This window comes from Streptomyces sp. WAC05374 (assembly GCF_004353505.1).
Lineage (GTDB): Bacteria > Actinomycetota > Actinomycetes > Streptomycetales > Streptomycetaceae > Streptomyces.
Genome location: NZ_SMNQ01000001.1, coordinates 926,884 through 951,238 on the forward strand (window position 1 = coordinate 926,884; position 24,355 = coordinate 951,238).

Annotated in this window: 18 protein-coding genes; 10 read left to right on the top strand and 8 right to left on the bottom strand. The window is 73.4% G+C overall.

From position 1 onward, the window contains the following. Nucleotides 1–17: 17 nt before the first annotated feature. Nucleotides 18–620 carry a DUF2867 domain-containing protein gene (locus E2B92_RS04135; RefSeq protein ID WP_126887373.1) on the bottom strand — a complete coding sequence of 201 codons (603 nt, stop codon included), beginning with the start codon at nt 618–620 and terminating at the stop codon, nt 18–20. Between the two features lie 93 nt (nt 621–713). Here E2B92_RS04135 and E2B92_RS04140 point away from each other — a divergent pair, with 93 nt between their 5' ends. Continuing rightward, nucleotides 714–1,271, top strand: a complete 558-nt coding sequence (locus tag E2B92_RS04140) for a TetR/AcrR family transcriptional regulator (protein ID WP_126887372.1) — start codon at nt 714–716, stop codon at nt 1,269–1,271. A gap of 25 nt (nt 1,272–1,296) precedes the next feature. Here E2B92_RS04140 and mltG read toward each other — a convergent pair whose 3' ends face one another. Next, nucleotides 1,297–2,163, bottom strand: a complete 867-nt coding sequence (gene mltG, locus E2B92_RS04145; protein WP_126887371.1) for an endolytic transglycosylase MltG — start codon at nt 2,161–2,163, stop codon at nt 1,297–1,299. 360 nt (nt 2,164–2,523) lie between these two features. Next, the gene (locus tag E2B92_RS04150) at nt 2,524–4,332 is read right to left on the bottom strand and encodes an ABC transporter ATP-binding protein (RefSeq protein WP_126887370.1); all 1,809 of its coding nucleotides are present in this window, start codon (nt 4,330–4,332) and stop codon (nt 2,524–2,526) included. A 94-nt stretch (nt 4,333–4,426) separates the two neighbouring features. Here E2B92_RS04150 and E2B92_RS04155 point away from each other — a divergent pair, with 94 nt between their 5' ends. Both E2B92_RS04155 and E2B92_RS04160 read left to right on the top strand, forming a co-directional pair. Further along, complete coding sequence (locus tag E2B92_RS04155) at nt 4,427–4,876, top strand: MarR family winged helix-turn-helix transcriptional regulator (RefSeq protein ID WP_126887369.1); 450 nt, start codon at nt 4,427–4,429, stop codon at nt 4,874–4,876. A 31-nt stretch (nt 4,877–4,907) separates the two neighbouring features. Further along, on the top strand, nt 4,908–7,829 hold the full coding sequence (locus E2B92_RS04160) for an FAD-binding and (Fe-S)-binding domain-containing protein (RefSeq protein ID WP_126887368.1): 2,922 nt from the start codon (nt 4,908–4,910) through the stop codon (nt 7,827–7,829). A gap of 9 nt (nt 7,830–7,838) precedes the next feature. On the opposite strand, the gene E2B92_RS04165 is transcribed toward E2B92_RS04160, so the two are convergent. After that, nucleotides 7,839–8,831, bottom strand: a complete 993-nt coding sequence (locus E2B92_RS04165) for a hypothetical protein (protein WP_126887367.1) — start codon at nt 8,829–8,831, stop codon at nt 7,839–7,841. Between the two features lie 329 nt (nt 8,832–9,160). Here E2B92_RS04165 and E2B92_RS04170 point away from each other — a divergent pair, with 329 nt between their 5' ends. Further along, nucleotides 9,161–10,585 carry a Gfo/Idh/MocA family protein gene (locus tag E2B92_RS04170; RefSeq protein ID WP_126887366.1) on the top strand — a complete coding sequence of 475 codons (1,425 nt, stop codon included), beginning with the start codon at nt 9,161–9,163 and terminating at the stop codon, nt 10,583–10,585. A gap of 52 nt (nt 10,586–10,637) precedes the next feature. Here the strand turns inward: E2B92_RS04170 and E2B92_RS04175 are convergent, their stop codons facing one another. Continuing rightward, nucleotides 10,638–12,236 carry a peptide-N4-asparagine amidase gene (locus E2B92_RS04175; protein ID WP_185923664.1) on the bottom strand — a complete coding sequence of 533 codons (1,599 nt, stop codon included), beginning with the start codon at nt 12,234–12,236 and terminating at the stop codon, nt 10,638–10,640. 189 nt (nt 12,237–12,425) lie between these two features. Between E2B92_RS04175 and E2B92_RS04180 the strand changes: the two genes are divergently transcribed. Both E2B92_RS04180 and E2B92_RS04185 read left to right on the top strand, forming a co-directional pair. Then, nucleotides 12,426–14,201: an ABC transporter transmembrane domain-containing protein gene (locus E2B92_RS04180; RefSeq protein WP_126887364.1), complete on the top strand. Its 1,776-nt coding sequence runs from the start codon at nt 12,426–12,428 to the stop codon at nt 14,199–14,201. After that, nucleotides 14,198–15,988 carry an ABC transporter ATP-binding protein gene (locus E2B92_RS04185; RefSeq protein WP_126887363.1) on the top strand — a complete coding sequence of 597 codons (1,791 nt, stop codon included), beginning with the start codon at nt 14,198–14,200 and terminating at the stop codon, nt 15,986–15,988. Before E2B92_RS04180 ends, E2B92_RS04185 begins: the two co-directional genes overlap by 4 nt. A gap of 40 nt (nt 15,989–16,028) precedes the next feature. Here the strand turns inward: E2B92_RS04185 and E2B92_RS04190 are convergent, their stop codons facing one another. Further along, the gene (locus E2B92_RS04190; protein ID WP_133087390.1) at nt 16,029–18,038 is read right to left on the bottom strand and encodes a flavin monoamine oxidase family protein; all 2,010 of its coding nucleotides are present in this window, start codon (nt 18,036–18,038) and stop codon (nt 16,029–16,031) included. 47 nt (nt 18,039–18,085) lie between these two features. Then, on the bottom strand, nt 18,086–18,877 hold the full coding sequence (locus tag E2B92_RS04195; protein WP_126888856.1) for a metal-dependent hydrolase: 792 nt from the start codon (nt 18,875–18,877) through the stop codon (nt 18,086–18,088). Between the two features lie 123 nt (nt 18,878–19,000). Here E2B92_RS04195 and E2B92_RS04200 point away from each other — a divergent pair, with 123 nt between their 5' ends. The 4 genes from E2B92_RS04200 to E2B92_RS04215 all read left to right on the top strand — a co-directional run bounded on the left by E2B92_RS04200 (nt 19,001) and on the right by E2B92_RS04215 (nt 23,760). Further along, nucleotides 19,001–21,514 carry a DEAD/DEAH box helicase gene (locus tag E2B92_RS04200; RefSeq protein WP_126888857.1) on the top strand — a complete coding sequence of 838 codons (2,514 nt, stop codon included), beginning with the start codon at nt 19,001–19,003 and terminating at the stop codon, nt 21,512–21,514. A 24-nt stretch (nt 21,515–21,538) separates the two neighbouring features. After that, the gene (locus tag E2B92_RS04205) at nt 21,539–22,405 is read left to right on the top strand and encodes an acyl-CoA thioesterase (RefSeq protein WP_126888858.1); all 867 of its coding nucleotides are present in this window, start codon (nt 21,539–21,541) and stop codon (nt 22,403–22,405) included. A 76-nt stretch (nt 22,406–22,481) separates the two neighbouring features. Then, nucleotides 22,482–22,967 (top strand): glutathione peroxidase, encoded by a 486-nt coding sequence (locus tag E2B92_RS04210; RefSeq protein WP_126888859.1) that lies wholly within the window; start codon nt 22,482–22,484, stop codon nt 22,965–22,967. Nucleotides 22,968–23,010: 43 nt separating this feature from the next. Continuing rightward, nucleotides 23,011–23,760 (top strand): alpha/beta fold hydrolase, encoded by a 750-nt coding sequence (locus tag E2B92_RS04215; protein WP_126888860.1) that lies wholly within the window; start codon nt 23,011–23,013, stop codon nt 23,758–23,760. A gap of 26 nt (nt 23,761–23,786) precedes the next feature. Here the strand turns inward: E2B92_RS04215 and E2B92_RS04220 are convergent, their stop codons facing one another. After that, nucleotides 23,787–24,320: a thermonuclease family protein gene (locus tag E2B92_RS04220; RefSeq protein ID WP_126888861.1), complete on the bottom strand. Its 534-nt coding sequence runs from the start codon at nt 24,318–24,320 to the stop codon at nt 23,787–23,789. Nucleotides 24,321–24,355 lie beyond the last annotated feature (35 nt).

The window sequence follows — 24,355 nt, forward strand, 5'->3', positions numbered from 1 at the left end:
GTCGGCGCGTGGGCCTCCTATCCCGCGGCCTTCTGGTGGGCGTTCGCCTGCCATGCGCGCCCCATGGCCCGGAACAGCGCCGGGTACACCCCGACGTAGCGGAAGGGCTTGATGCACGCCATGTAGAGGCGCCCGAAGACGCCGTTCGCCTTCACCAGGACCGCCATCTGGCCCCGGTGGCCACCGGCCCCGTCCGGGACCCAGCCGATGTGCATCACCGCGTGCACCGTGCGGTTGGCCATCTCGGCCGCCCACTCGTCGGGGAGCTGGTAGAGCGAGCGGAAGGGGACCGAACACGGATCGTCCCCCCGGGGCGCCGCGAGGAGGTCCGCCGGGAAGCGGTCGCGCAGCGTGGGGACCCGGGCGTCGAGGCCGGCGCCGGACGCGTCCCAGTTGAGCAGCGCCCCGAGCTTCCAGCGGATGGCGAAGAGCGCGCGGTACACGGGCGAGGAGACGGTTATCCCGTCGCCCGTCCCTTCCGTGATCTGGCGCACCAGGTGCGGGAGGTCGTCGGGGCCGCCCGGGGTCGGGAGCGCCCAGACGTCCTCCAGGTGGAAGTCGGGGGCGATCTCGTGGATCCGCCAGGGGCGGGAGGTGTGGGCGGTGCTGGGGAGTCTCATGCGCTGGCCCCTTCTATACGATGCCGTACAGATAAGACTAGCCATATCTATACGCCCCCGTATAGATCAGGAAGACGTGAGCGGAGACACACCATGGCGATCGCCCGCACGCCCCGGGGCAAGTGGATCGAGGAGGGGCTGCGGGCCCTGTCCGCCGGCGGCCCGGAAGCCGTCCGGATCGAGGCGCTGGCCCAGGCGCTCGGCGTCAGCAAGGGCGGCTTCTACGGGTACTTCCGCAACCGCGACGCACTGCTGGCCGAGATCCTGGACACCTGGGAGCGCGAGGTCACCGAGAACGTGATCGAGCGGGTCGAGCGCGACGGCGGGGACGCCAGGACCAGGCTGGGGCGGCTGTTCACCATCGCCGGATCGGGCGACAGCCGGATGACGAGCACCACCGCCGAACTCGCCATCCGCGACTGGGCCCGCCGCGACGAGACGGTGGCGGAGCGCCTCAAGCGGGTCGACAACCGGCGCATGGAGTACATGCGGTCCCTGTTCGGCTCCTTCTGCGCGGACGCGGACGACGTGGAGGTCCGCTGCCTGATCACCTTCTCGCTGCGCATCGGCAACCACTTCGTCGCCGCCGACCACGGCGGCCGCAGCCGCGCGGAGGTGCTGGAGCTCACCAGGAAGTGGCTCCTGCGCTGACCGCCCGGGAGACGGCCCGGGGGCCTCAGTTCGGCGCCGCCGCGCGCTGCTCGTTGAACTCCTGGACGTTGCGCTGGTGTTCGGCGTAATCGGCGGTGAACCGGGTGTCGCCGGGCCGCACGGTGACGAAGTAGAGCCAGTCGCCGGGCGGCGGGGTGCGGGCGGCGCGCATGGCCTGCTCGCCGGGGTTGCCGATGGGCGTGGGCGGCAGGCCCTGGCGGTTGTAGGTGTTGTACGGGTTGTCCATCCGGGTGTCGGCGTGGGACGTGTCGAGCGTGGAGCGGCCGAGGCCGTAGTTGAGCGTCGAGTCCATCTGGAGCGCCATGCCCTGGGCGAGCCGGTTGTGGACGACCCGGGCGACCTTGCCCATGTCCTCCGGGGTGTCCGCCTCGGCCTGGACGACGCTGGCGATGGTCACCGCCTGGTAGAGGCTCACACCTCCGCGCCCGGCGGCCGTGACGGCGCGGTCCGGGCCGAACCGCTCGCCCGCCGTCCTGACCATGTAGTCGAGCAGGCCGCGCGCGGTCGTCTTCCGGTAGACGGGGTACGTGGCCGGGAACAGGAACCCCTCGGGGTTGCCCAGCGCGTCGTCCGGCAGTTTCAGCGTGCCCGACTCCGCGATGCGCCGGGCGGTGCCGGGTGGCGCCTTGACCGCCTTGTCGACCGCCTCGTACACCTGACTGGCCCGCCAGCCCTCGGGGATGAGCAGCATGACCGGTTTCTCCGGGGGCGGCGGCGCCGGGGGCTCCTTGAGCAGCAGCAGCGGCACCAGCACCGCCGCTGCCACGACGACGACCAGGCCCGCGCCCAGGGCCAGCCGGCCGCGGCGGGTCATACGGGGCCTGCGCCCGGGCGTGCCCTGCGGGGACCCCTGCGGGGACTCGTTCACCATGCGGGCACGCTAACCCGCGACGGCCATGGAACCCGGCAATTGCGACATTCGACAGCGCCCGGGACGCCGCGGGCGAACACACGAACACAGGCGCGGTTGTTCGCCCGAACGCATGATCGCCGGGCGTTCTCCCGCCCCGCCCCCCTGCGGCGCCTGATGCTGGTGGTGCGCAGGCGACGGGCTGCAGACCTCGGTTGCGCATGTCCCACAACGCACGTGACGCACAAGGAGAACGCACCACATGAACGTCATCACCGACCTGCTCGCCGGCGTCTTCCACTTCGTCGGCTGGCTCGTCTGACGCCTGCTTCCCCCGGCGCCGTCGCTCCCCCGTCCCAGGGGAGCGGCGGCGCCGTCGCGTCAGGAGGCGGCCGGTTCCAGCTCGGCGTCCCCGCGCACCAGGGCGGCATAGCGGCCGTCGCGCTCCATCAGTTCCTCATGGGTGCCGCGCTCGGCGATACGGCCGCCGTCGAGCACGACGATCTCGTCCGCCTCCCTGATGGTGGAGAGCCGGTGGGCGATGGTGATGGTGGTACGGCCGGCGGAGAGGGCGTCGATCGCCTGCTGCACCGCGTGCTCCGTGCGCGTGTCCAGGGCGCTGGTCGCCTCGTCCAGGATGAGCACGGGCGGGTCGCGCAGGATGGTCCGGGCGATGGCGAGGCGCTGCTTCTCCCCGCCGGAGAAGCGGTAGCCGCGCTCGCCGACCAGGGTGTCGTACCCGTCGGGGAGCGAGGCGATGTGGTCGTGGATCTGGGCCGCCCTGGCGGCCGCCTCGATCTCCTCGTCCGTCGCCTCCGGGCGGGCGAAGCGGAGGTTGTCGGCGACCGAGGCATGAAAGAGGTACGTCTCCTGGGAGACCACGCCCACCCCCCGGGCGAGGCTGTCGAAGTCCAGGTCCCGCACGTCGACGCCGTCGAGCGTGACGCGGCCGCGGGTGACGTCGTACAGCCGCGGCACCAGGTAGCTGAGCGTGGACTTGCCGGAGCCGGTGGGCCCGACGACGGCCAGGCTGCCGCCCGCCGGCACGGTGAGGTCGATCCCGCTGAGCGTCTCGCCGCTCTTGGCGTCGTACCGGAAGCCGACGTCCTCGAAGCGGACCTCACCGCGGACGGTGTCCAGCCGGACCGGGTCGTCGGGCTCGGTGATGTCCACCGGGAGGTCGAGGTACTCGAAGATCCGCTGGAAGAGGGCGAGGGAGGTCTGGATCTCCACCCCGGTCGACAGCAGGCTCACGGCGGGCCGGAACAGGCCCTGCTGGAGCGAGACGAAGGCGACGAGGGTGCCGATCGAGAGGGAGGACCCGCCGCTCTGGAGCGCGAGCCCGGCCGCCCAGTAGATGAGCGCCGGCATGGCGGCCATGACGATCCCGATCGTCGACATCCGCCAGCGGCCGGCCATCGAGGAGCGCACCTCGAGACCGACCAGGCGCTCCGACTCGGCGGCGAAGGACCGGGTGAGGGAGTCCGCGCGGCCCATCGTCCGGCCCAGCAGGATGCCGCTGACCGAGAGCGACTCGGTGACGGTGGCCGCCATGGCGGCCATCTGCTTCTGCCGCTGCGTGGTGATCTTCTTGCGCTCCCGGCCGACCCGGCGGCTGATCCACACGAACAGCGGCAGCAGGAGCAGCGAGACGGCCGTCAGCCGCCAGTCCAGCGCCAGCATGGCGACGACGGAGGCCACGACGGCGGTCAGGTTCGATACGAGGGAGGTGGCGGTGGAGGTCACGGTGGCCTGCATGCCGCCGATGTCGTTGGCGATGCGGGACTGCACCTCGCCCGTGCGCGTGCGGGTGAAGAAGGCGAGCGGCATGCGCTGGAGCCGGCCGTAGACGGCGGTGCGCAGGTCGTGCATGACGCGCTGGCCGACCGTCGTGGAGATCAGCGTCTGCAGCACGCCGAAGACACTGGTCACCACGGCGGTGAGGATCATGCCGAGGGCGAGGAGCGTCAGCAGGCCCGTGCGCTGCTGCGGGATCGCGGTGTCGAGGATCTCGCGGAGCAGGAAGGGCGAGGCGACGGACACCAGGGACGAGGCGGCGACGAGCAGACCGACCACGGCCAGCCGGGCGCGGTAGGGACGGAAGAGCCGCAGGATGCGCCGGATCTGGGCCGGGGGCTGGTCCGGACCGGGCGGCGGGGGCGTCCAGGTGGACTCCGCGTGAATGCGCATGAGCTCCTTCGGAGAGTCGGGTGCGGTGGCGTTCGAGAGCTTAGCTCATTGTTACCTAACCTCACAATGAACATGGTCCTGATACCATCCGGCCATGAACTCCCCCGACGCCGACGGCCTGCTGGCGGAGCAGTTGCTCCGGCTCACCCGGCGCCTCCACCGCAGCCAGAAGCGGCAGCTCGAGTCCGCCGACATAGCGATCACCCCCGCCCAGTCCCGGCTGCTCCGTACGGTCGCGCACTACGACCACGCGCCCCGCATGGCCGACCTCGCCGCCCGTCTGGAGGTGGTGCCCCGCGCCGTCACCAGCCTCGTGGACGGCCTGGAGGCGAGCGGCCGGGTGCGCCGCGTCCCCGATCCGGCCAACCGCCGGGTCGTGCGGATCGAGCTGACCGACACCGGCCGTGACACGCTGCGGCAGCTCCGCAGCGCGCGCCGGGCCGCGGCAGAGGACATCCTTGCTCCATTGACCGCCGACCAGCGCGAGGTGCTCGGCGGCCTGCTGTCCGCTCTGGTCGACGGAGTGCCGGAGCGGCGCTGCTGACGCCCGTGCCGCCCGCCGAGGGGACCGTGACATGCCGCTGCTGGAGCCGAAACCCGACGCCCTCCGCCCCGGTACGCACCACGGCCCGTCCCACGACCGGGTCCCCGACCTGGTGGCGGAGGGTTCACCCGGACGGCTGCGCCAGGAGCTGACCGCCCTGCTCGGGCCCGACAAGGTGCTCTGGCAGGTCTCCGACCTCGTCCGGTACGCCTCCGACGCCAGCCCCTACCGCTTCGTGCCCCGGATCGTGGTGGTCGCGCAGGACGCCGGCGACGTCTCGGCGCTCCTGGCGTACGCGCACGAGAAGGGCCGCGAGGTGGTGTTCCGGGCGGCCGGGACGAGCCTCAACGGCCAGGCTCAGGGCGAGGACATCCTGGTCGACGTGCGCAGGCACTGGGCGGGCGTCGAAGTGCTGGACGGCGGCGCCCGCGTCCGGCTCCGGCCGGGCACCACCGTCGCCCGGGCCAACGCCGCCCTCGCCCGGTACGGCCGGGTGCTGGGCCCCGACCCGGCGAGCGCCGTGGCGGCCACGATCGGCGGGGTCGTCGCCAACAACGCGTCGGGGATGACGGCCGGCACGGCGCGCAACTCCTACCGCACGGTCGCCTCCCTCACCGTGGTGCTGCCGTCCGGGACGGTCGTCGACACGGGTGACCCGGACGCCGACGACGCCCTGGCGCGCGCCGAGCCGGAGCTGTGCGCGCGACTGCTCGCCATCAAGGCGGAGATCGAGGCGGACCCGGAGCTGACGGCCCGCATCCGCGCCAAGTACGAGCTGAAGAACACCAACGGCTACCGCCTCGACGCCTACCTGGACGGCGCCACCCCCGTCGAGATCCTGCGCGGGCTGATGGTCGGCTCGCAGGGCACCCTCGGCTTCCTCTCCGAGGTGGTGTTCGACACCCTGCCGCTGGACCGCGAGGTCGCGGCGGCGCTGCTGTTCTTCCCGTCGCTGCCGGCCGCCGCGGCCGCCGTGCCGCGCTTCACCGAGGCCGGAGCGGTCGCGGTGGAGCTGATGGACGGCAACACGCTGCGGTCCTCCGTGCGGGTGGACGGGGTGCCGGCCGACTGGGCCGACCTGCCCGGGCCGGCCACGGCGCTGCTGGTGGAGTTCCGGGCGCCCGACACGGCGGCGCTGGAGGAGTACGAGCGGGCGGCGGCGCGCGTCCTTGAGGAGGTCGGGACGGTGGCGCCCGTGCCGTCGGTGACCAACGGGTTCACGCGGGACGCCCGCACCATCGGCGGGTACTGGAAGGCGCGCAAGGCGTTCGTCGCCGCCGTGGGCGGCGGCCGCCCGTCCGGTACGACGCTGATCACCGAGGACTTCGCGGTGCCCCCGTCGCGGCTGGCCGAGGCGTGCGAGGCGCTGCTCGGGCTCCAGGCGGAGCACGGCTTCGACGCCGCCGTCGCCGGTCACGCGGCCCACGGCAACCTGCACTTCCTGCTCGCCTTCGACCCGGCCGACCCGGACGACGTGGACCGGTACGCCGCGTTCATGGACGACTTCTGCAAGCTGACCGTCGAACGGTTCGACGGCTCCCTCAAGGCCGAGCACGCCACCGGCCGGAACATCGCGCCGTTCCTGGAGCTGGAGTGGGGCCCCGCGGCCACGGAGCTGATGTGGCGGACGAAGCGGGCCCTCGACCCGGAGGGCGTGCTCGCCCCCGGGGTCGTCCTGGACCGGGACCCGCGGGCGCACCTGCGCGGCCTGAAGACGGTGCCCAGGGTGGAGCCGCTCACCGACGCCTGCATCGAGTGCGGCTTCTGCGAACCGACCTGCCCCAGCACGGACCTGACGACGTCACCCCGCCAGCGGATCGTGCTGCGCCGGGAGATGATGCGGCAGACCCCCGGCTCCCCCGTAGAGCACGGCCTGCTCGCGGCGTACGGGTACGCGGCGGTGGACACCTGCGCGGGCGACTCGACGTGCGCGCTGGCCTGCCCCGTCGGCATCGACACCGGGGCGCTGATGAAGCGGCTGCGGCACGCCCGGCACTCGCCGCGCGAGGAGCGGATGGCGGCACGGGCCGCGCGGCGGTTCGCGGCGGTGGAGTCCTCGGCGCGGCTCGCGGTGGCCACCGGGCGGCGGCTGGGCGACCGGCTCCCGGCGGCCGTCACCGGGCTGCTGCGCACGGCGGTACGGACGGAGCTGGTGCCCGGGTGGCTGCCGGAACTCCCCGGCGCGGCCGCCGGATTGCCCGCCACGGAGCGGGCGGGCGCGGCCGCCGTGTACTTCCCGGCCTGTGTGAACCGGATCTTCGGGGAGCCGGCCGGCCACGACGGGCCGTCCCTGCCCGAGGCGGTGGTCGCCCTGTCGGCGCGGGCGGGGAAGCCGGTGTGGATCCCGGACGACGTGGCGGGCACGTGCTGCGCCACGATCTGGCACTCCAAGGGGTACGAGGAGGGCGCCCGCGTCATGGCCGGCCGGGTGGTGGAGGCCGCGTGGGGCTGGACGGCGGGCGGCAGGCTGCCGCTCGTCGTGGACGCCTCGTCCTGCGCGCTGGGCCTGGGGCGGGAGGTGGTGCCGTACCTGAGCGCCCACCAGCGCGAGCTGCACGCGGAGCTGACGGTGGTCGACGCGGTGGTGTGGGCCGCCGGCGACCTGCTGCCGCACCTGACGGTACGGCGGAGGGCCGCGTCGGCGGTCGTCCACCCCACGTGCGCGATGCGGCACCTGGGCGACGAGGACCGGCTCACGGAGCTCGCGGCGGCGTGCGCGGAGGAGGTCGTCGTGCCGGACGACGCCGGGTGCTGTGCCTTCGCGGGCGACCGGGGGCTGCTGCACCCGGAGCTGACGGAGGCGGCGACGGCCCGGGAGGCGGCGGAGGTGACGGCGCGGACCTTCGACGCGTACCTCTCGGCCAACCGCATGTGCGAGATCGGCATGCACCACGCGACGGGCCGCCCGTACCACTCGGTGCTGCTGCACCTGGAGGCCGCGACGCGCCCCTGACGCTCACGCTCATGCCAGCAGGTCGAGCAGGGCCGCGCCGTCGTCCGTGAGGCACAGGCGGGTCTCCCGGCCGTGGCGCAGCCGCCGCAGCAGCCCCGACCGGGTGAGCAGGTCGCAGTGGTACGTGGCGGTGCTGACGGTGATGTGGGCGTGCCGCGCGGCCTCCGACACGGACGGCCGGCGGTGCGCCTGGCGCAGGAGCGCGGCGCGGACCGGGCCGAGCACCAGGTCGAGGCGGTCCTGTGCGGGCGGCGGGTGCCGTTCCCCGGTCCGGTGCCCGAGCCGGCCCAGTCCCGGCAGCGGGTAGCCGATCCAGATCAGCCCGGGGTCCTCGGCGCTGTACGTGCAGGCACCGAACCCGGACGCCAGCGGGACGAGCACCAGCCGGCGCCGCCCGGTCCCGGCCGCGTGCCGCGGGCACGTGTGCGGCAGGTGGACCCGGCCGTCGGCGTACCGGACGGGGGCACCGAGGTCGTTGACGACCGTGCCGAGGGTGCCGGTGACGGCTGCGGCCCCGACGCGTTCCACTTCGCGGCCGAGCAGCGCGTCCGCCTGGTGCCACAGCGGAGCGAAGGCGTCCCAGACGGACCGGGCCAGGGTGCGGTAGGCGGTGAGGAACTCCCCGGGGCGGTCCGCCACCCGGCGCCACGCGGCGGGAAGGTGCTCGCCGTACCGCTCCCCCAGGTCCCCCAGCAGTGCGTCCGGGTCGAGGCGGTCTAGTTCCTCGGCGACCGGCGTGGCCGCCCCGGCGCCGACGGCCGAGGTCAGGGCGAGGGAGTCCGGCGCCCAGGGGTGGCTCGCGGTGAGCAGCGCCCGCACGGTGGCCGCGGCACCGGCGGGCGCGGCGGCGCGGACGGCCCGGCGCCATTCCGGGGGTGTTCCGTGGGCGGCGTCGCCGAACGTGCTGGAGATGACGGAGAAGAGCGTCGTCCCCGGGTTGCGGCTGACCGCCAGTGGCAGGTCCTCCACGAGACCGACGGGAACGGTCGGTTCCTTGGACATGTGTCCCCCGAGTGCCCCTTGGGCGGCCGGTGTGCGCGTCGGCCGGGATCCTAGGCGAACGGCCTTTCTCCGGCGGGGCGTTGGCCGGATGGCGGGGGAGAACGACCGAAACCCCCGCCGCGCGCCGCGCGGCCGGGGCGGGGCCGGCCGGGACCGGCGGGCGGCGGCGTCCAGGGCTCGGCGTGAACGCCATCGCGCCATGCCCGCAGAAGAGTCCATGTGTTCGGAACGAGAGTCCAACCAGCCCTCTTGCGTATCACCAACCCCAACGGCCAGGGTCCTTGCCGGGATTCATGAACCAGCCGCGCACACAACGCACTGGAGGTTCGATGAACGACGCAGCACCCGGGAACCAGGACCGGGGCCAGGACACCCCCAGCCGCCGGTCCGTCATGCGGACCACCGCCGGGGTGGCGGGCGCCGCCGGACTGGGGCTCGGCGCGCTGAGCGGCACCGCTGCCGCCGCCGGGACCGGCCCGGTCGAGGCCCCCGCCGCTCCCCCGCGCCAGGGCCGCACCATGGCCGGCGTGCCCTTCGAGCGGCGCTCCACCGTCCGCGTCGCGATCATCGGCCTCGGCAACCGCGGCGGCAGCATGATCGACCTGTTCCTCGCCGTGCCGGGCGTCCGTGTGGTCGCCGTCTGCGACCCCGTGAAGGCCAAGGCCGAGCAGGCCGCCGCCAAGGTGGTGCGGGCCGGGCAGCCGTCGCCCGCCATCCATGCCGGCGGGGAGAACGACTACGAACGGCTCTGTGAGCGCGGCGACATCGACCTCGTCTACGTGGCGACCCCCTGGGACGTCCACTTCGCCATGGCGAAGACGGCGATGCTGAACGGCAAGCACGTCGGCGTCGAGTGCCCCCTCGCCATGCGGCTGGACGAGCTGTGGGAGCTCGTCGACCTCTCCGAGCGCACCCGCCGCCACTGCATGCAGCTCGAGAACTGCTGCTACGGCAGGAACGAGATGCGGGTGCTGCGCATGGCGCACGCCGGCAGGTTCGGCGAACTGCTGCACGGGGCCGGGGCGTACAACCACGACCTGCGGGGCCTGATGTTCTCGCCGACGTACTACGAGGGCCCCTGGCGCCGGCTGTGGCACACCCGGCTGCGCGGCGACCTGTACCCCAACCACGGCTTCGCGCCCGTCGCCAACTACATGGACGTCAACCGGGGCGACCGCGCGGTCAGCATCAGCAGCTTCGGCACGCCCGCGCTGGGTCTCGCCGAGTACCGCGAGGCCAACATGCCTCCGGGCGACCCCAGTTGGAAGGAGACGTACATCGAGAGCGACCGCACCATCAGCATGGTGCAGACCGCCAGGGGCCGGGTGATCCGGCTGGAGCACGACGTGTCCACCCCGCACCCGTACAGCAGGATCAACAGCCTGGGCGGTACGAAGGGCGTCTTCGAGGACTACCCGGCCCGCATATACATCGAGCCGGACCACGACGACGACCAGTGGGCGGACTTCTCGGCGTACGCGGACGAGTTCGACCACTGGCTGTGGAGGGAGCACGCCAACCCGCCCGGCGGGCACGGCGGGATGGACTACATCATGGTGTACCGGCTGATGCAGTGCATGCGGCTCGGCCTGGTCCCGGACTTCGACGTGTACGACGGGGCGACCTGGACGGCGCCGGTACCGCTGAGCCACGCCTCGGTCAAGGCGAAGGGCGCGCCGCAGCGGATACCCGACTTCACGCGCGGCGAGTGGACGAGGGCCCGGCCGGGCGTGGACTCGGTCCGGCCGGAGTGAGGGCCGCGGGGCCCGGTCCGCGCCGGGCGACCGGGCCGGGCCCCGCCGCACGTCAGCAGCGGCGGCGGTCCTCCGTCAGCGTCCCCTGGACCGTCGTCAGGCTCCGGTCGTAGCAGCCGCCGGGGCCGTACAGCCGGTGGCGGGCGGAGCTGGTGCCGACGGCGTGCCGCTGGTCGCGCGGGACGCCCGTGGTGTACGTCGCGTCACCCGCGTACGTGGCGTGGAGCCGTGTCCGGCGCGGGCGTTCGCCGTCCCGCAGGACGAGGGTGTCGGCGCGGTCGCCGAGGGCGAGGACGGTGCGCAGCCGCTCCCCGGCGCCGAGCGTCGTCTCGCCGTCCATGGTGTACGTGCGGTGGGTGCGGGTGGTGCTCCCGCCCCGGACGACGGTCTCGTCGTCCCGCCAGGCCGCCGTCAGCGCGTCCCGGGTCTCGCCGTCGGTCCAGCGGTGGACGGAGGTGCCGGTGACGGACCGGGTGACGGTGGTGGTGACGCGGCCGTGCGAGGTGTCGAGGTGGCCGGAGACGGTGAGCCGGTGGGCCGCCGAGGTGTCGACGCGGTGCTCCGGGCCGGGTGCGTACACCGAGGAGCCGGTGGGCGCGGTCTCCTGGTGGCGCGTCAGCGCGCCGGTGACGACGCTGCTGCCCTCGTCCTGCCAGACGAGCACGTTGGTGGGTGCGGACCAGCCGGTCTGCCCGGCGGGCACCCCGGCGACGGAGATTTCGACGCGGTGCGGGCGGCCGTCGTTGAGGAGGGCGGCGAAGGGCGTCAGGTCGTAGAGGACGGGCCGGACGTCGAAGGCGCGGGGGCCGGGGATCACGTACCAGAGGAAGGGGTTGGACCAGCCGCCGGTCCAGACCGTAGGGAAGGGGGCGGCGATCCCGGCGAGCCGTCCGTCGACCGCTATCCGCACCTCGCGGTGCGGCCCGCCGGCCGCCTTGCACGTGTAGGGCGCGGTGTCCGGGACGGTCAGGTACCAGTACTCCTCGCAGCCGCCGCCGGAGCCGGTGGCGTACACCTCCGCGAGGACGCGTTCGGTGTTGCGCGGGGTGGTAAGGGACGGGGTGTTGAGCGGGATGACCCGGTCGGGCACGCCGGCGGCCGGGGCGGGTGTCCCGGCGTAGAACGTGAGCGTCACGGTGACGTCGATGACGCCGGTGTGGGTGTCGTCGACGACGTTGCCGATGAGCATCTCGACCGACTGCGGGCGGCGCAGGGTGTCGCTGTAGCGGGTGATGTCGGTCTCCACCGACCAGGTGATGCCGTCGGGGGACGGCTGCGGGGTGGAGGTGCGGAAGACCTCGACGCCACCGATGGCGAGGTGGCCGAGCCGGTCGTACTGCCGTCCCTTCACCCTGCCGTCGAGCCGCAGCACGACCGTGCTCCACCGGTCGCCGCAGCCCTCGGGGGGCGTGTAGGTGCCCCGGTAGGGCGTGAAGTCGCGGAACTGCGCCTGGGCGAGGGTCATGTCGCAGGTGGGTGCGCCGGCCGGCCGGGGTACGGGCGGAGCGGCGGTGACCGGATCGTGCCAGTCGCTGCCGAACTCGGCGGGCGGCGGCGGTGGTGCGGCGGAGGCGGCCGGGGCGGAGCAGAACGGCGCGGTGAGGGCCAGCACCGCGGCGGTGAGCATGCTCATGACTTTTCGTTGTCCCATGGGCCGGGAGTGAAGCGCGGGGCGCGCGTTCGGCACCAGAGGGCGGCCGTGAACCGTGGCTCGTTCCGTACGGTCCACCGGAAAATCGATTGCCGTGCCCGGGTCCGGAAGGCGAACCTTGCACGGTTTCCGGCCGCCGCTCCGTGCTGCCCACCCACCCCCGCCCGCCGACGGAACCTCTGGGACGTCATGCAGATTCACCAACTCCCGTACGCAGATCCCGGCGACCCCGACGTCAGGTCCGGCACCCGCTTCCTGCTGTGGCTGGGCCGCAACCAGTGGGGCGGCCAGGTCAGGACCCTGCTGTGGGGCCTGCTGCTCCACCTCGGCATCGCCGGACTCCCACTCGGCGTGGGGCTCGCCGTCCAGGCCGTCGTCGACGGCTCGGGCGGCGGCCTCGCCCGGGCCGGCGCCCTGATCGCCCTGCTCGGCGCGGCCATCGCGGTGGGCGACACGATGCAGCACCGTACGGCGGTCACCAACTGGATCACGGCCGCCGCACGCGTCCAGCAACTCCTGGCCCGCAAGACCGCCGAGCTGGGCGCGCTGCTGACCCGGCGGGTCGCCGCCGGCGAGGTCGTCGCCGTCTCCACCGGGGACGTCGAGAAGATCGGCTGGTTCGTGGAGGTGCTCTCCCGGTTCGCCGCGGCGGCCACCACGCTGCTCCTGGTCTGCGCCGGCCTCGTCCTCTACCAGCCGGCCCTCGGCGTCGTCGTCGCCGTCGGCCTGCCCGTGGTGGCCCTCGCCGCCCTCCCGCTGCTCCCCCGCGCCACCCGCCGCGCCGACGTGCAGCGGGAGAAGGCCGGCCGCGCCACCGAGCTGGCCTCCGACACGGTGGCCGGGCTCCGCGTCCTGCGCGGCATCGGCGGGGAGGAGCTGTTCCTCGGCCGCTACCGGGCGGCCTCCCAGGAGGTGCGCCGGGCCGCCGTGCGCAGCGCCCGGATGTGGGCCCTGATCGCGGCGGTCCAGGTGCTGCTGCCCGGGCTGCTGCTGGTCGTGGTGGTGCTGTACGGGGCGAAGCTCGCCCTGGAGGGACGGGTCACGGTCGGCGAACTCGTCACCGTGTACGGGGCGGTGACCCTCACCCACCACCAGTTGCGCACGTTCGAGGAACTGGCCATGGCCTACTCCTTCTCCCGCCCCTCCGCCACCCGCGCCGCCCGGGTGCTCGCCCTGACACGCACCACGACAGCCACCGTGACGGACGCGCACGAGCGGCCGGGCGGTGACCTCTACGACCCCGTGACCGGGCTGCTCGCCCCGGCGGGCGGGCTCACCGCCGTGGTCTGCGGCGACCCGGACTTCGCCGGGACGCTGGCCGACCGGCTCGGCGGGCACCCCTCCCAGGAGCCGGAGGGCCATGTCTCCGTCCTGCTCGGCGGGGTGCCCCTGGACGCGCTGCCGCTCGACGCGGCACGCTCCGCCGTCCTCGTCCAGGACAAGGACCCGGTGCTGCTGTCCGGCACCCTGCACGAACTGCTGGACGTCCCGTCGTCGGGCCGGGTCGCCGCCGGGGACGCCCTGGCCGCCGCCCGGTGCGGTGACGTGCTGGAGGCGCTCGCCCAGGCGTCGGCGGACGGCGGCGGCGACCCGATGCGCGCCCGGATCACCGAGCGCGGCCGGTCGCTGTCGGGCGGCCAGCGCCAGCGCCTCGCCCTGGCCCGGTCGCTGGTCGCCGACCCCGAGGTGCTGGTGCTGGACGAGCCGACGTCGGCGGTGGACGCGCACACCGAGGCGCGGGTCGCGGCGGGCGTCCAGCGGCTGCGCACCGGCCGTACGACCGTGGTGCTGGCGTCGTCGCCGCTGCTCCTCGACCTGGCGGACCGGGTGGTGCTGGTCCACGAGGGCGAGGCGGTGGCGGTGGGCACGCACCGCGAACTGCTGGCCACCGAGGAGCGCTACCGCGCGGTGGTCACCCGCGAGACCGAGGAGGAAGCCCTGGTGGACATCGAGGAGTCGGCATGAGCGCCCCGACCGGCATGGCGCCGCCCGCGTACGACCCGGCGGCCCCCGAGTCCACCACCACGCTGCCCGTCGGCACCACCGCGACGGTCCGGGCGTACGTGACGGACCTGCTGCGCCGCCACCGCACCGCGTTCGCCGTGCTCGTCGCCGTCAACGCGGTCGCGGTCGTCGCCTCGATGGTCGGCCCGTACCTGCTGGGTGCGCTGGTCGACCGGCTCGCGGCGGGCACGCGGGACCTGAACCTCCCGGTGACCGTGGGCGCGTTCGCGGCCGCGCTGGTCGTGCAGGCGGTGTTCGTCCGCCTGGTGCGGCTGCGGGGCGCGATGCTCGGCGAGGAGATGCTGGCCGACCTGCGCGAGGACTTCCTCGTACGGTCGGTGGCGCTGCCGCCGGGCGTGCTGGAGCGGGCGGGCACCGGTGACCTGCTGTCCCGGATCACCACCGACGTCGACCGGCTGGCCAACGCCATGCGGGAGGCCGTGCCGCAGCTCGCCATCGGCGTCGTGTGGGCGGGGCTGCTGATCGGCGGCCTCGCGGTGACCGCGCCGCCGCTGGCGCTCTCCGTGCTGGTGGCCGCGCCGCTGCTGATCGCGGGCTGCCGCTGGTACTTCAGGCGGGCGCCCGCCGCCTACCGGTCGGAGGCCGCCGGGTACGCGGCGGTCGCCGCCGGACTGGCCGAGACGGTCGACGCGGGCCGCACGGTCGAGGCGCACCGGCTCGGCGCGCGGCGGGTCGCGCTGTCGGACCGCAGGATCAAGGAGTGGACGGCCTGGGAGCGGTACACGCTCTTCCTGCGCTCGGTCCTCTTCCCGGTCATCAACGTCACCCACACCACCGTCCTGGCCGCCGTCCTGATGATCGGCGGGGTGTTCGTGCTGAACGGCTGGATGGCCGTGGGCGCGCTCGCCACGGGCGCGCTGCTGGCGCAGATGCTGGTGGAGCCGGTCGGGATCATCCTTCGCTGGTACGACGAGCTCCAGGTGGCCCAGGTGTCGCTGGCCCGGCTGGTGGGCGTGCGGGAGATCGAGCCGGAGAGCGGCGACGGGGCGGTGCGCCCGGACGGGCGCGACGTGCGCGCGGACGAGGTGCGGTTCGGCTACCGCGAGGGTGTGGACGTGCTGCACCGGGTGTCGCTGGAGGTGGCGCCGGGAACACGGCTTGCCCTGGTCGGCCCGTCGGGCGCGGGCAAGTCGACGCTGGGCCGGCTGCTGGCGGGGATCTACGCCCCGCGCACCGGGCGGGTCACCCTCGGTGGGGCGGAGCTGTCCCGGATGCCCGCCGAGCGCGTCCGGGCGCACGTGGCGCTGGTCAACCAGGAGCACCACGTCTTCGTCGGCACGCTCCGGGACAACCTGCTGCTGGCGCGGACGGGCGCGACGGACGCCGACCTGTGGGCGGCCCTCGCGGCGGTCGACGCGGACGGCTGGGCGCGGGCGCTGGACGAGGGGCTGGACACCGAGGTCGGCTCGGGCGGCCTGGCGCTGACCCCGGCGCAGGCCCAGCAGGTCGCGCTGGCCCGCCTGGTGCTGGCCGACCCGCACACCCTGGTGCTGGACGAGGCCACCTCACTGCTCGACCCGCGCGCCGCCCGCCACCTGGAGCGTTCCCTGGCCCGGGTACTGGAGGGCCGCACGGTGGTGGCGATCGCGCACCGGCTCCACACGGCCCACGACGCGGACCTGATCGCGGTCGTCGAGGGCGGCCGGATCACCGAACTGGGCCCCCACGACACCCTGGTCGCCGCGGACGGCGCGTACGCGTCCCTGTGGCGGTCCTGGCACGGGTAGGGGCCGGGGCCGGGCGCTGTCCCGGCCCCGGGGCGTGGCGTCAGCGGGTGCCGTGCACCTCCAGGGCCGCGCGGACCGCGGATTCCAGGGCGCCTTCGATCCAGGCGGGTTTGACCGAGGTGTGGCAGCCGGCGAAGTGGAGGGGGCCTTCGGGGGTGCGCATGTCGAGGAGGATCTCGGTGTGCTGGCCGGGCAGCAGGACGGACGCCTCGCCGTAGGCGTACGGGTCGCGCTGCCAGCTCTGGGTGCGGCCGACGCCGGTGAAGAAGACCTCCAGCCGCCGGCCGTAGACCTCCTGCATGCCGCGCAGGGCGAGCGCGTAGCGGGCCTCGTCGTCGTAGGCGTCCCAGCGCCTGGCGTCGTCGGCCCAACTGTAGGAGGCGAGGACGACTCCGCCGGGGCTGCCGGGGACGGGGTGGGAGGGGTGGAACATGAAGCGGTTGGGGTTGTCGGTCACCGAGCCGCCGCCGACGATCCCGGCGGCCTCGGGCTGGTCGCGGGTGACCCAGGCGTTGGCCGCGTAGAGCGTGCGCTGGTCGTCGGAGAGGTGGCCCCGGGGCACGGAGGGGTGCTCGCCGAGCAGGCGGCCGTCGTGCGCCACCTGGCCCTTGCGGTAGCGGTCGTACAGCCCGGGCTCGATGGCGTCCAGTTCGCGCCGCCAGTCGTCCTCGTCGAACTCCCACCAGCGGCGGCTGAATTCGAGGAGGACCTTGGTGGCGCTGTCGTAGTGCACCTCCTGGATCGCGCGGCGCTTGGCGTACGACGGCTGCGGGGAGATCTGGACGTGCCGCAGACCGGAGAAGGGGATGGTCACGATCGCCGCGTCCCCGGTGAACCGCTCGCGGACGACCTTGCCGCCGCGGCCCTCGGAGACGGTGTCGACGACCACCCGCTCGCCTTCCTCCCGGGTCTCGATGCGGGTGACGCGCCGGTCGAAGCGGACCTCGTCGCGGACCTGGCCGAGGAGGGCGTCGACGAGGACGGCGGTGCCGCCGGTCAGCTCGTGGAAGGCGGTGCCGGGGCTGATGAGGGCCTGGCTGATGAAGGTGTGCAGGAACGACAGCGGCAGCCTGGAGGTCATGTTCTCCAGGGTTCCGATCAGGTCGACGGTGCGCTCGTCGAGCCCGGCGTACTCGGTGAGGAACCGGTGCATCGACCAGTCGCCGAACCGCTGGACGACCCTGGCCCAGCCTTCGAGCAGCTCGGGCATCGGCTTGTCGGCCCGGGTGCCGTCGGGGCGGCGGGTGCTGTACTCGTCGCGTACGGGGTCGAGGGCGGCGCGCACGATGGCGGCCGCCGGGACGGTCTCGTACTTCTCCGGCACGCCGAAGGAGCGGTTGATCGCCCGGGGGTCCCTGGCGTAGTCGGCGCGGCGGGCGCTGATGCCGTTGACGCGGATCCAGGTGCGGTACCGGGGCTTGCCGTCGGGGCCGGAGTCGACGTAGTGGAAGGGGCGCCGCTCGATGCCGAGCCTGTCGATCAGCCCGATGACGAGCGGGTGGCTGCCGGGGATGCGCATGGCGCCCGCCTCGGCGTACTGCTTCGGGTCGGCGAACGGCTGGGCGGCGTTCTCGTGGCCACCGGTGCGGAAGGTCTTGATGCGGCCGCCGGCGCGGTTGCCGTTGGCCTCGACGACGGTGACGTGGTGGCCGGCGCGCTTGAGCAGGGCCGCGGCGGTCAGGCCGGCCGGGCCCGCGCCGAGGACCAGGACCTTCTTGGGCGAGGAGGGCCGCTTGGGCAGTCCGGCGCCGAGCAGGATCTTCTCGTAGCGCGGGACGAGGGGGGTGCCGTCCTCGTCGAGGACGAGCAGGGCGCGGGCGACGGCGAGGCATCTCTCCCGGTCGGCGGTGGAACCGGTGGCGCCGGAACCGGCCGCGGTGGAGCGGTCGGCGGTGGAACCGGCGGCGCCGGAGCGGGGGCCGGGCGCCGCCGCGGCGGGTGGCGCGGTGACGGCCGGGAGGGCGGCGGCGGCAGCCACCGTTCCTGCAGCGGAGGTGAATTGACGGCGTGTCAGAGGTGCGGAATCCATGATCCGAAGAAAGCGGATCATGCAGTTCCGTGGAGCGGCTTCGCGCCCCGTTCACCCGAACGGGACGATCAGATGAAGTTCAGCGCGGCCGCCCCGCCCACGCCGCCGAGCAGCATGAACGCCGGCATCAGGACCTTCAGCTCCACCCAGCTCCCCGCGCGGAACCGCATGCCCTTCGGCGGGCCCACCGGGTACCACCGCTTGCCCCCGACCGGGATCGGCCACAGGATCGGGCAGCCCGAGACGGTCAGGGCGTCGCCGATGTCGTGGACGAGGGCGCCCAGCACGATCGGCAGGCCCAGCCACAGGTACTCCTGCCCCGGCGCGGTGAACAGCCAGCCGGAGCCGTTGCCGGGCTGGTCCAGGACGCCCGCCAGGATCCACGCGCTGGTGGCGCCCAGCAGCCACACCAGGACGTCGCTGGACATCCGGGCCGCCCGCCACAGCAGGCCCTCCACGGCCAGCACCAGGTGGACGAAGAGGATCGCCAGGACCGCCCAGCGCCCGCCCGTGACCGCCAGCACGGAGGCGCCCGCCCCGCACAGCACGGCCCACACCCAGGTGTGCGTGAGGGTGCGGTGGCCACCGCTCCGGCGGGCGTCGGCCCGCGTTTTCGTGGCCTTGTAGACGGCGTACGAGAGCTTGTCGACGATCTCGCAGAGCGCGCGCGAGACGGGGCCGAAGGCGCGCGAGATGGTCGCCGACTTGTGGTCGAGGTCGGGCGCCAGCGCCGCGCCCGCGCAGATCAGGGCCCCCACGACGAGCACCGGCCACGGCATGGGGTGGCCCGCCGCGGCGGTCGCGGCCCCCACCCCCAGCCACACCGCCGCGCCGGAGAGTGAGTGTGCCGGTCCCATCATGTGCGTACCCCGCCCCGTTGTGCCGTCGTCGCCCGCCCCGGTCGACGGGACAGCCTACCGTTCGTGATCTTCGTACGACCGGCCGGTTCCCCCTTCCGGGGGTGAGGAAGGCAAGATGGGGGCGTGACCCTTATCGATCAGTTGCCGCCGGACGCCGACCCCGATGCCCTCTTCGAGTCCTTCTCGTCATGGGCCGAAGAGCGGGGCATCACCCTGTACCCGGCGCAGGAGGAGGCGCTGATCGAGGTGGTCTCGGGTGCGAACGTGATCCTCTCCACCCCGACGGGCTCCGGAAAGTCCCTGGTCGCGGCCGGTGCGCACTTCACCGCGCTCGCCCATGACCAGGTGACCTTCTACACCGCGCCGATCAAGGCGCTGGTGTCGGAGAAGTTCTTCGACCTGTGCAAGCTGTTCGGCACCGAGAACGTGGGCATGCTGACCGGCGACGCGTCCGTGAACGCCGACGCGCCCGTGATCTGCTGCACGGCGGAGGTGCTGGCGTCGATCGCGCTGCGTGACGGCAAGGACGCGGACATCGGCCAGGTCGTGATGGACGAGTTCCACTTCTACGCCGAGCCGGACCGGGGATGGGCCTGGCAGATCCCGCTGCTGGAGCTGCCGCAGGCACAGTTCGTGCTGATGTCGGCGACGCTCGGCGACGTCTCGATGTTCGAGAAGGACCTCACGCGCCGCACCGGCCGTCCCACCTCGGTGGTCCGCTCCGCGACCCGGCCGGTGCCCCTCTCCTACGAGTACGAGCTGACGCCCATCACGGAGACGCTGACCGAGCTGCTGGAGACCAAGCAGGCGCCGGTCTACATCGTCCACTTCACGCAGGCGCAGGCGGTGGAGCGGGCGCAGTCGCTGATGAGCATCAACATGTGCTCCCGCGAGGAGAAGGACCGGATCGCCGAGCTGATCGGCAACTTCCGCTTCACCACCAAGTTCGGCAAGAACCTCTCGCGGTACGTGCGTCACGGCATCGGCGTGCACCACGCGGGCATGCTGCCCAAGTACCGCCGCCTGGTCGAGAAGCTGGCGCAGGCGGGCCTGCTGAAGGTCATCTGCGGCACGGACACCCTGGGCGTCGGGGTGAACGTCCCGATCCGCACGGTGCTGTTCACGGCGCTCACCAAGTACGACGGCAACCGGGTGCGCACGCTGCGGGCCCGGGAGTTCCACCAGATCGCGGGCCGGGCCGGACGCGCGGGCTTCGACACGGCCGGGTTCGTGGTCGCGCAGGCGCCCGAGCACGTCATCGAGAACGAGAAGGCGCTCGCCAAGGCGGGCGACGACCCGAAGAAGCGCCGCAAGGTGGTGCGCAAGAAGGCGCCGGAGGGCTTCGTCGGCTGGACGGAGAACACCTTCCAGAAGCTGATCGCCTCCGAGCCGGAGCCGCTCACCTCCCGCTTCCGCGTCACGCACACCATGCTGCTGTCGGTGATCGCCCGGCCGGGCAACGCCTTCGAGGCGATGCGCCGCCTGCTGGAGGACAACCACGAGCCGCGCAAGAACCAGCTCCGGCACATCCGCCGGGCCATCGCGATCTACCGTTCGCTGCTGGACGGCGGGGTCGTCGAGCAGCTCGACACGCCCGATGCCGAGGGCCGCACGATCCGGCTCACCGTCGACCTCCAGCAGGACTTCGCGCTGAACCAGCCGCTGTCCACGTTCGCGCTCGCCGCGTTCGACCTGCTGGACCCGCAGTCGCCGTCGTACGCCCTCGACATGGTGTCGGTGGTGGAGTCGACGCTGGACGACCCGCGCCAGATCCTCGCCGCCCAGCAGAACAAGGCGCGCGGCGAGGCGGTCGGCGCGATGAAGGCGGACGGGGTCGAGTACGAGGAGCGGATGGAGCGGCTCCAGGACGTCTCGTACCCGAAGCCGCTCGAAGAGCTGCTGTGGCACGCGTACAACACGTACAAGAAGTCCCACCCGTGGGTCGGCGACCACCCGGTGTCGCCCAAGTCGGTGATCCGTGACATGTACGAGCGGGCGCTGTCCTTCACGGAGTTCACGTCGTTCTACGAGCTGGCGCGCACCGAGGGCATCGTGCTGCGGTACCTGGCGTCCGCGTACAAGGCGCTGGACCACACCATCCCGGACGACCTGAAGACCGAGGACCTCGAGGACCTGATCGCCTGGCTGGGCGAGATGGTGCGGCAGGTGGACTCCTCCCTGCTGGACGAGTGGGAGCAGCTCGCCAACCCGGAGGTCGAGACGGCCGAGGAGGCCCAGGAGAAGGCCGACCAGGTCAAGCCGGTCACGGCCAACGCCCGTGCGTTCCGGGTCCTGGTGCGCAACGCGATGTTCCGCCGGGTGGAGCTGGCCGCGCTGGACCAGCTCCGGGAGCTGGGCGAGATGGACGCCGAGTCGGGCTGGGACGAGGAGCGGTGGGCGGAGGCGATGGACGCGTACTGGGACGAGTACGACGACCTCGGCACCGGCCCGGACGCCCGCGGTCCGAAGCTGCTCTCCATCGAGGAGGACCCGGCGCACGGGCTGTGGCGCGTCCGGCAGACCTTCGCCGACCCCAGCGGCGACCATGACTGGGGCATCAGCGCGGAGGTGGACCTGGCTGCCTCGGACGAGGAGGGCCGGGCGGTCGTCCGCGTCACCGACGTCGGCCAGTTGTAAGTCCTCCCGTGTGAAGGAGCTTTTGTGACGAACCCCGCCGAGCGGCTCGTCGACCTGCTCGACCTGGAGCAGATCGAGGTCAACATCTTCCGTGGCGCCAGCCCGCAGGAGTCCCTGCAACGGGTCTTCGGCGGGCAGGTCGCCGGCCAGGCCCTGGTGGCGGCCGGCCGCACCACCGAGGGCGACCGGCCGGTCCACTCGCTGCACGCGTACTTCCTGCGGCCGGGCACCCCGGGCGTGCCGATCGTGTACCAGGTGGAACGGGTGCGGGACGGGCGGTCGTTCACCACCCGCCGGGTGACCGCGGTGCAGCGCGGCAAGACGATCTTCAACCTGACGGCGTCGTTCCACCAGCCGGAGGAGGCGGGCTTCGAGCACCAGCTTCCGCCGCGCCTGGACTTCCCGGGGCCGGAGGAGCTTCCCTCGGTCACGGACGAGATCCGCGAGCACCTGGGCGCGCTGCCCGAGGCACTGGAGCGGATGGCGCGCCGCCAGCCGTTCGACATCCGGTACGTGGACCGGCTGCGCTGGACGGCGGAGGAGGTCAAGGAGGCGGACCCGCGCAGCGCGGTGTGGATGCGCGCGGTGGGCCCGCTGGGCGACGACCCGCTGGTCCACACGTGCGCGCTGACGTACGCCTCGGACATGACCCTGCTCGACGCGGTCCGCATCCCCGTCGAACCGCTGTGGGGGCCGCGGGGGTTCGACATGGCCTCGCTGGACCACGCCATGTGGTTCCACCGTCCGTTCCGGACCGACGAGTGGTTCCTGTACGACCAGGAGTCCCCGATCGCGACGGGCGGCCGGGGCCTGGCCCGGGGCAGGATCTACGACCGCGAGGGCCGGCTGCTGGTGTCGGTGGTGCAGGAGGGTCTGTTCCGCCGCCGCTGAGCCCCGCCGGCCCGGCATGTTTTCATCGACCGTGTTGGCTGCCCTTCGGCAGCGCCCCTTCGAGGAGGAGTCCCGCATGTCCCTGTACGACATCCCGCTGCGCACCCTGTCCGGTGAGCCGACGACCCTGGCCGAGTACAAGGACAAGGCCGTCCTGGTGGTCAACGTGGCCTCCAAGTGCGGGCTGACCCCGCAGTACGAGGGCCTGGAGCGGCTCCAGAAGACGTACGGCGACCGGGGCTTCACGGTGCTGGGCGTGCCGTGCAACCAGTTCGGCGGCCAGGAGCCGGGCACGGCGGAGGAGATCGGGACGTTCTGCTCGGCGACGTACGGCGTGACGTTCCCGCTGCTGGAGAAGACGGACGTGAACGGCGACGGCCGGCACCCGCTGTACGCGGAGCTGACGCGGGTGGCGGACGCCGGCGGTGAGGCGGGTGACGTGCAGTGGAACTTCGAGAAGTTCCTCGTCGCCCCGGGCGGCGAGGTCACCCGGTTCCGTCCCCGCACGGAGCCCGAGGCGGCCGAGCTGGTCGCGGCGGTCGAGGCGGCGCTGCCCGCCTGATATCGGTGGGCGCGTGCGGTGCCTGCCGCGTAGTGTTCCCCGGATGACGATCTCTTATGACGTGGCCGGGGACGGCCCCGCACTGGTCCTGCTGCACTCCGGCGTGTGCGACCGGCGGATGTGGGACCCGCAGTGGCCGGACCTGCTCGCCGCCGGTCACCGGGTGGTGCGCGCGGACTTCCGGGGCTTCGGCGAGACCCCCGCGCCGGACGGCCCGCACAACGATGCCGAGGACGTGCTGCACCTCATGGACGCCCTCGGCATCGAGCGCGCCGCACTGGTCGCCTCCTCGTACGGCGGCCGGGTCGCCCTGGAGGTGGCCGCCCGCCACCCGGACCGGGTGAGCGACCTGGTGCTGCTGTGCACCGCGCTCGCCGGCCGTGAACCGTCCGCCGGCCTGCGGGCGTTCGCCGAGCGGGAGGACGCGCTGCTGGAGGCGGGGGACGTCGCGGGGGCGGTGGACCTCAACGTCGGCACCTTCCTCGGCCCGGACGCCGACGCGCCCGCCCGGGAGGCGGTGGGCCGGATGCAGCGCCACGCCTTCGACGTCCAGCTCGCCGTCACGGAGCGGTTCCCGCGGATCACCTACGACGTCGACCTGAGCCTGGTCCGGGCGCGGACCCTCGCCGTGTCGGGCGGGCGCGACCTCGTGGACTTCCGGCACATCGCCGCCGGGCTCCCCGACGTCCTGAAGGACGCCCGCCACGTCGAGCTGCCCTGGGCCGGTCACCTGCCCAGCCTGGAACGGCCCGCCGCGGTCACGGAGCTGCTGCTCGACTTCCTGCGCGCGTAGGGCCGCGCGGGGTCACCGGCGGACGCTCAGCGGGAGGGGCACGCCGACCACAGCCCCGCCCCGGCCCGGCGGGCGGCCCGCTCGGCCGTGGTCATGGTGGGCCAGTACTTGTCGTTGGGCTCGAACAGCACCGGGGTGGCATGGCCGCTGCGGACGAGGGACTCGTTGACGAACACGTCCTCGTCGTTCCACACGTAGAGCAGGTACCGGTCGAAGCGGTCCTTCAGCTCGACGTCCCGCTCGGTGCGCAGTCGGCTGCCGACGGGCAGCAGTTCGGCGGTCCGCGCGGTGGCCTCACGGCTGAAGCACTCGCCCCTCTCGGGCGTGTCGATCTCCAGCAGGCGCACGCGTGCGACGGTCCCGTCGGGGATGACCCGGCCGTCGCCCCGCACTTCGAGGGTGTCGCCGTCGATGACGCGCAGCACGACCGGTCCGCGCTGCCTCGTGGGCGGTGACTCGTCCGCGCCGGCCGGTACGACGGTGACGAGGCCCACGGCGGTGGTGAGGGCGGCCGCGACCACACCGGTCCGGCCGCGGCGGCTCCAGGGGGAAGGACGCATGACGCCCCCTCTCCTCAGGGGTTGTCCGTCCTTCT

What these genes read in the sequence shown, in the direction of transcription:
- E2B92_RS04135 (WP_126887373.1), bottom strand. Translation starts at nt 620, where the DNA reads ATGAGACTCCCCAGCACCGCCCACACCTCCCGCCCCTGGCGGATCCAC.
- E2B92_RS04140 (WP_126887372.1), top strand. Translation starts at nt 714, where the DNA reads ATGGCGATCGCCCGCACGCCCCGGGGCAAGTGGATCGAGGAGGGGCTG.
- mltG (WP_126887371.1), bottom strand. Translation starts at nt 2,163, where the DNA reads ATGGTGAACGAGTCCCCGCAGGGGTCCCCGCAGGGCACGCCCGGGCGC.
- E2B92_RS04150 (WP_126887370.1), bottom strand. Translation starts at nt 4,332, where the DNA reads ATGCGCATTCACGCGGAGTCCACCTGGACGCCCCCGCCGCCCGGTCCG.
- E2B92_RS04155 (WP_126887369.1), top strand. Translation starts at nt 4,427, where the DNA reads ATGAACTCCCCCGACGCCGACGGCCTGCTGGCGGAGCAGTTGCTCCGG.
- E2B92_RS04160 (WP_126887368.1), top strand. Translation starts at nt 4,908, where the DNA reads ATGCCGCTGCTGGAGCCGAAACCCGACGCCCTCCGCCCCGGTACGCAC.
- E2B92_RS04165 (WP_126887367.1), bottom strand. Translation starts at nt 8,831, where the DNA reads ATGTCCAAGGAACCGACCGTTCCCGTCGGTCTCGTGGAGGACCTGCCA.
- E2B92_RS04170 (WP_126887366.1), top strand. Translation starts at nt 9,161, where the DNA reads ATGAACGACGCAGCACCCGGGAACCAGGACCGGGGCCAGGACACCCCC.
- E2B92_RS04175 (WP_185923664.1), bottom strand. Translation starts at nt 12,236, where the DNA reads ATGGGACAACGAAAAGTCATGAGCATGCTCACCGCCGCGGTGCTGGCC.
- E2B92_RS04180 (WP_126887364.1), top strand. Translation starts at nt 12,426, where the DNA reads ATGCAGATTCACCAACTCCCGTACGCAGATCCCGGCGACCCCGACGTC.
- E2B92_RS04185 (WP_126887363.1), top strand. Translation starts at nt 14,198, where the DNA reads ATGAGCGCCCCGACCGGCATGGCGCCGCCCGCGTACGACCCGGCGGCC.
- E2B92_RS04190 (WP_133087390.1), bottom strand. Translation starts at nt 18,038, where the DNA reads ATGATCCGCTTTCTTCGGATCATGGATTCCGCACCTCTGACACGCCGT.
- E2B92_RS04195 (WP_126888856.1), bottom strand. Translation starts at nt 18,877, where the DNA reads ATGATGGGACCGGCACACTCACTCTCCGGCGCGGCGGTGTGGCTGGGG.
- E2B92_RS04210 (WP_126888859.1), top strand. Translation starts at nt 22,482, where the DNA reads ATGTCCCTGTACGACATCCCGCTGCGCACCCTGTCCGGTGAGCCGACG.
- E2B92_RS04215 (WP_126888860.1), top strand. Translation starts at nt 23,011, where the DNA reads ATGACGATCTCTTATGACGTGGCCGGGGACGGCCCCGCACTGGTCCTG.
- E2B92_RS04220 (WP_126888861.1), bottom strand. Translation starts at nt 24,320, where the DNA reads ATGCGTCCTTCCCCCTGGAGCCGCCGCGGCCGGACCGGTGTGGTCGCG.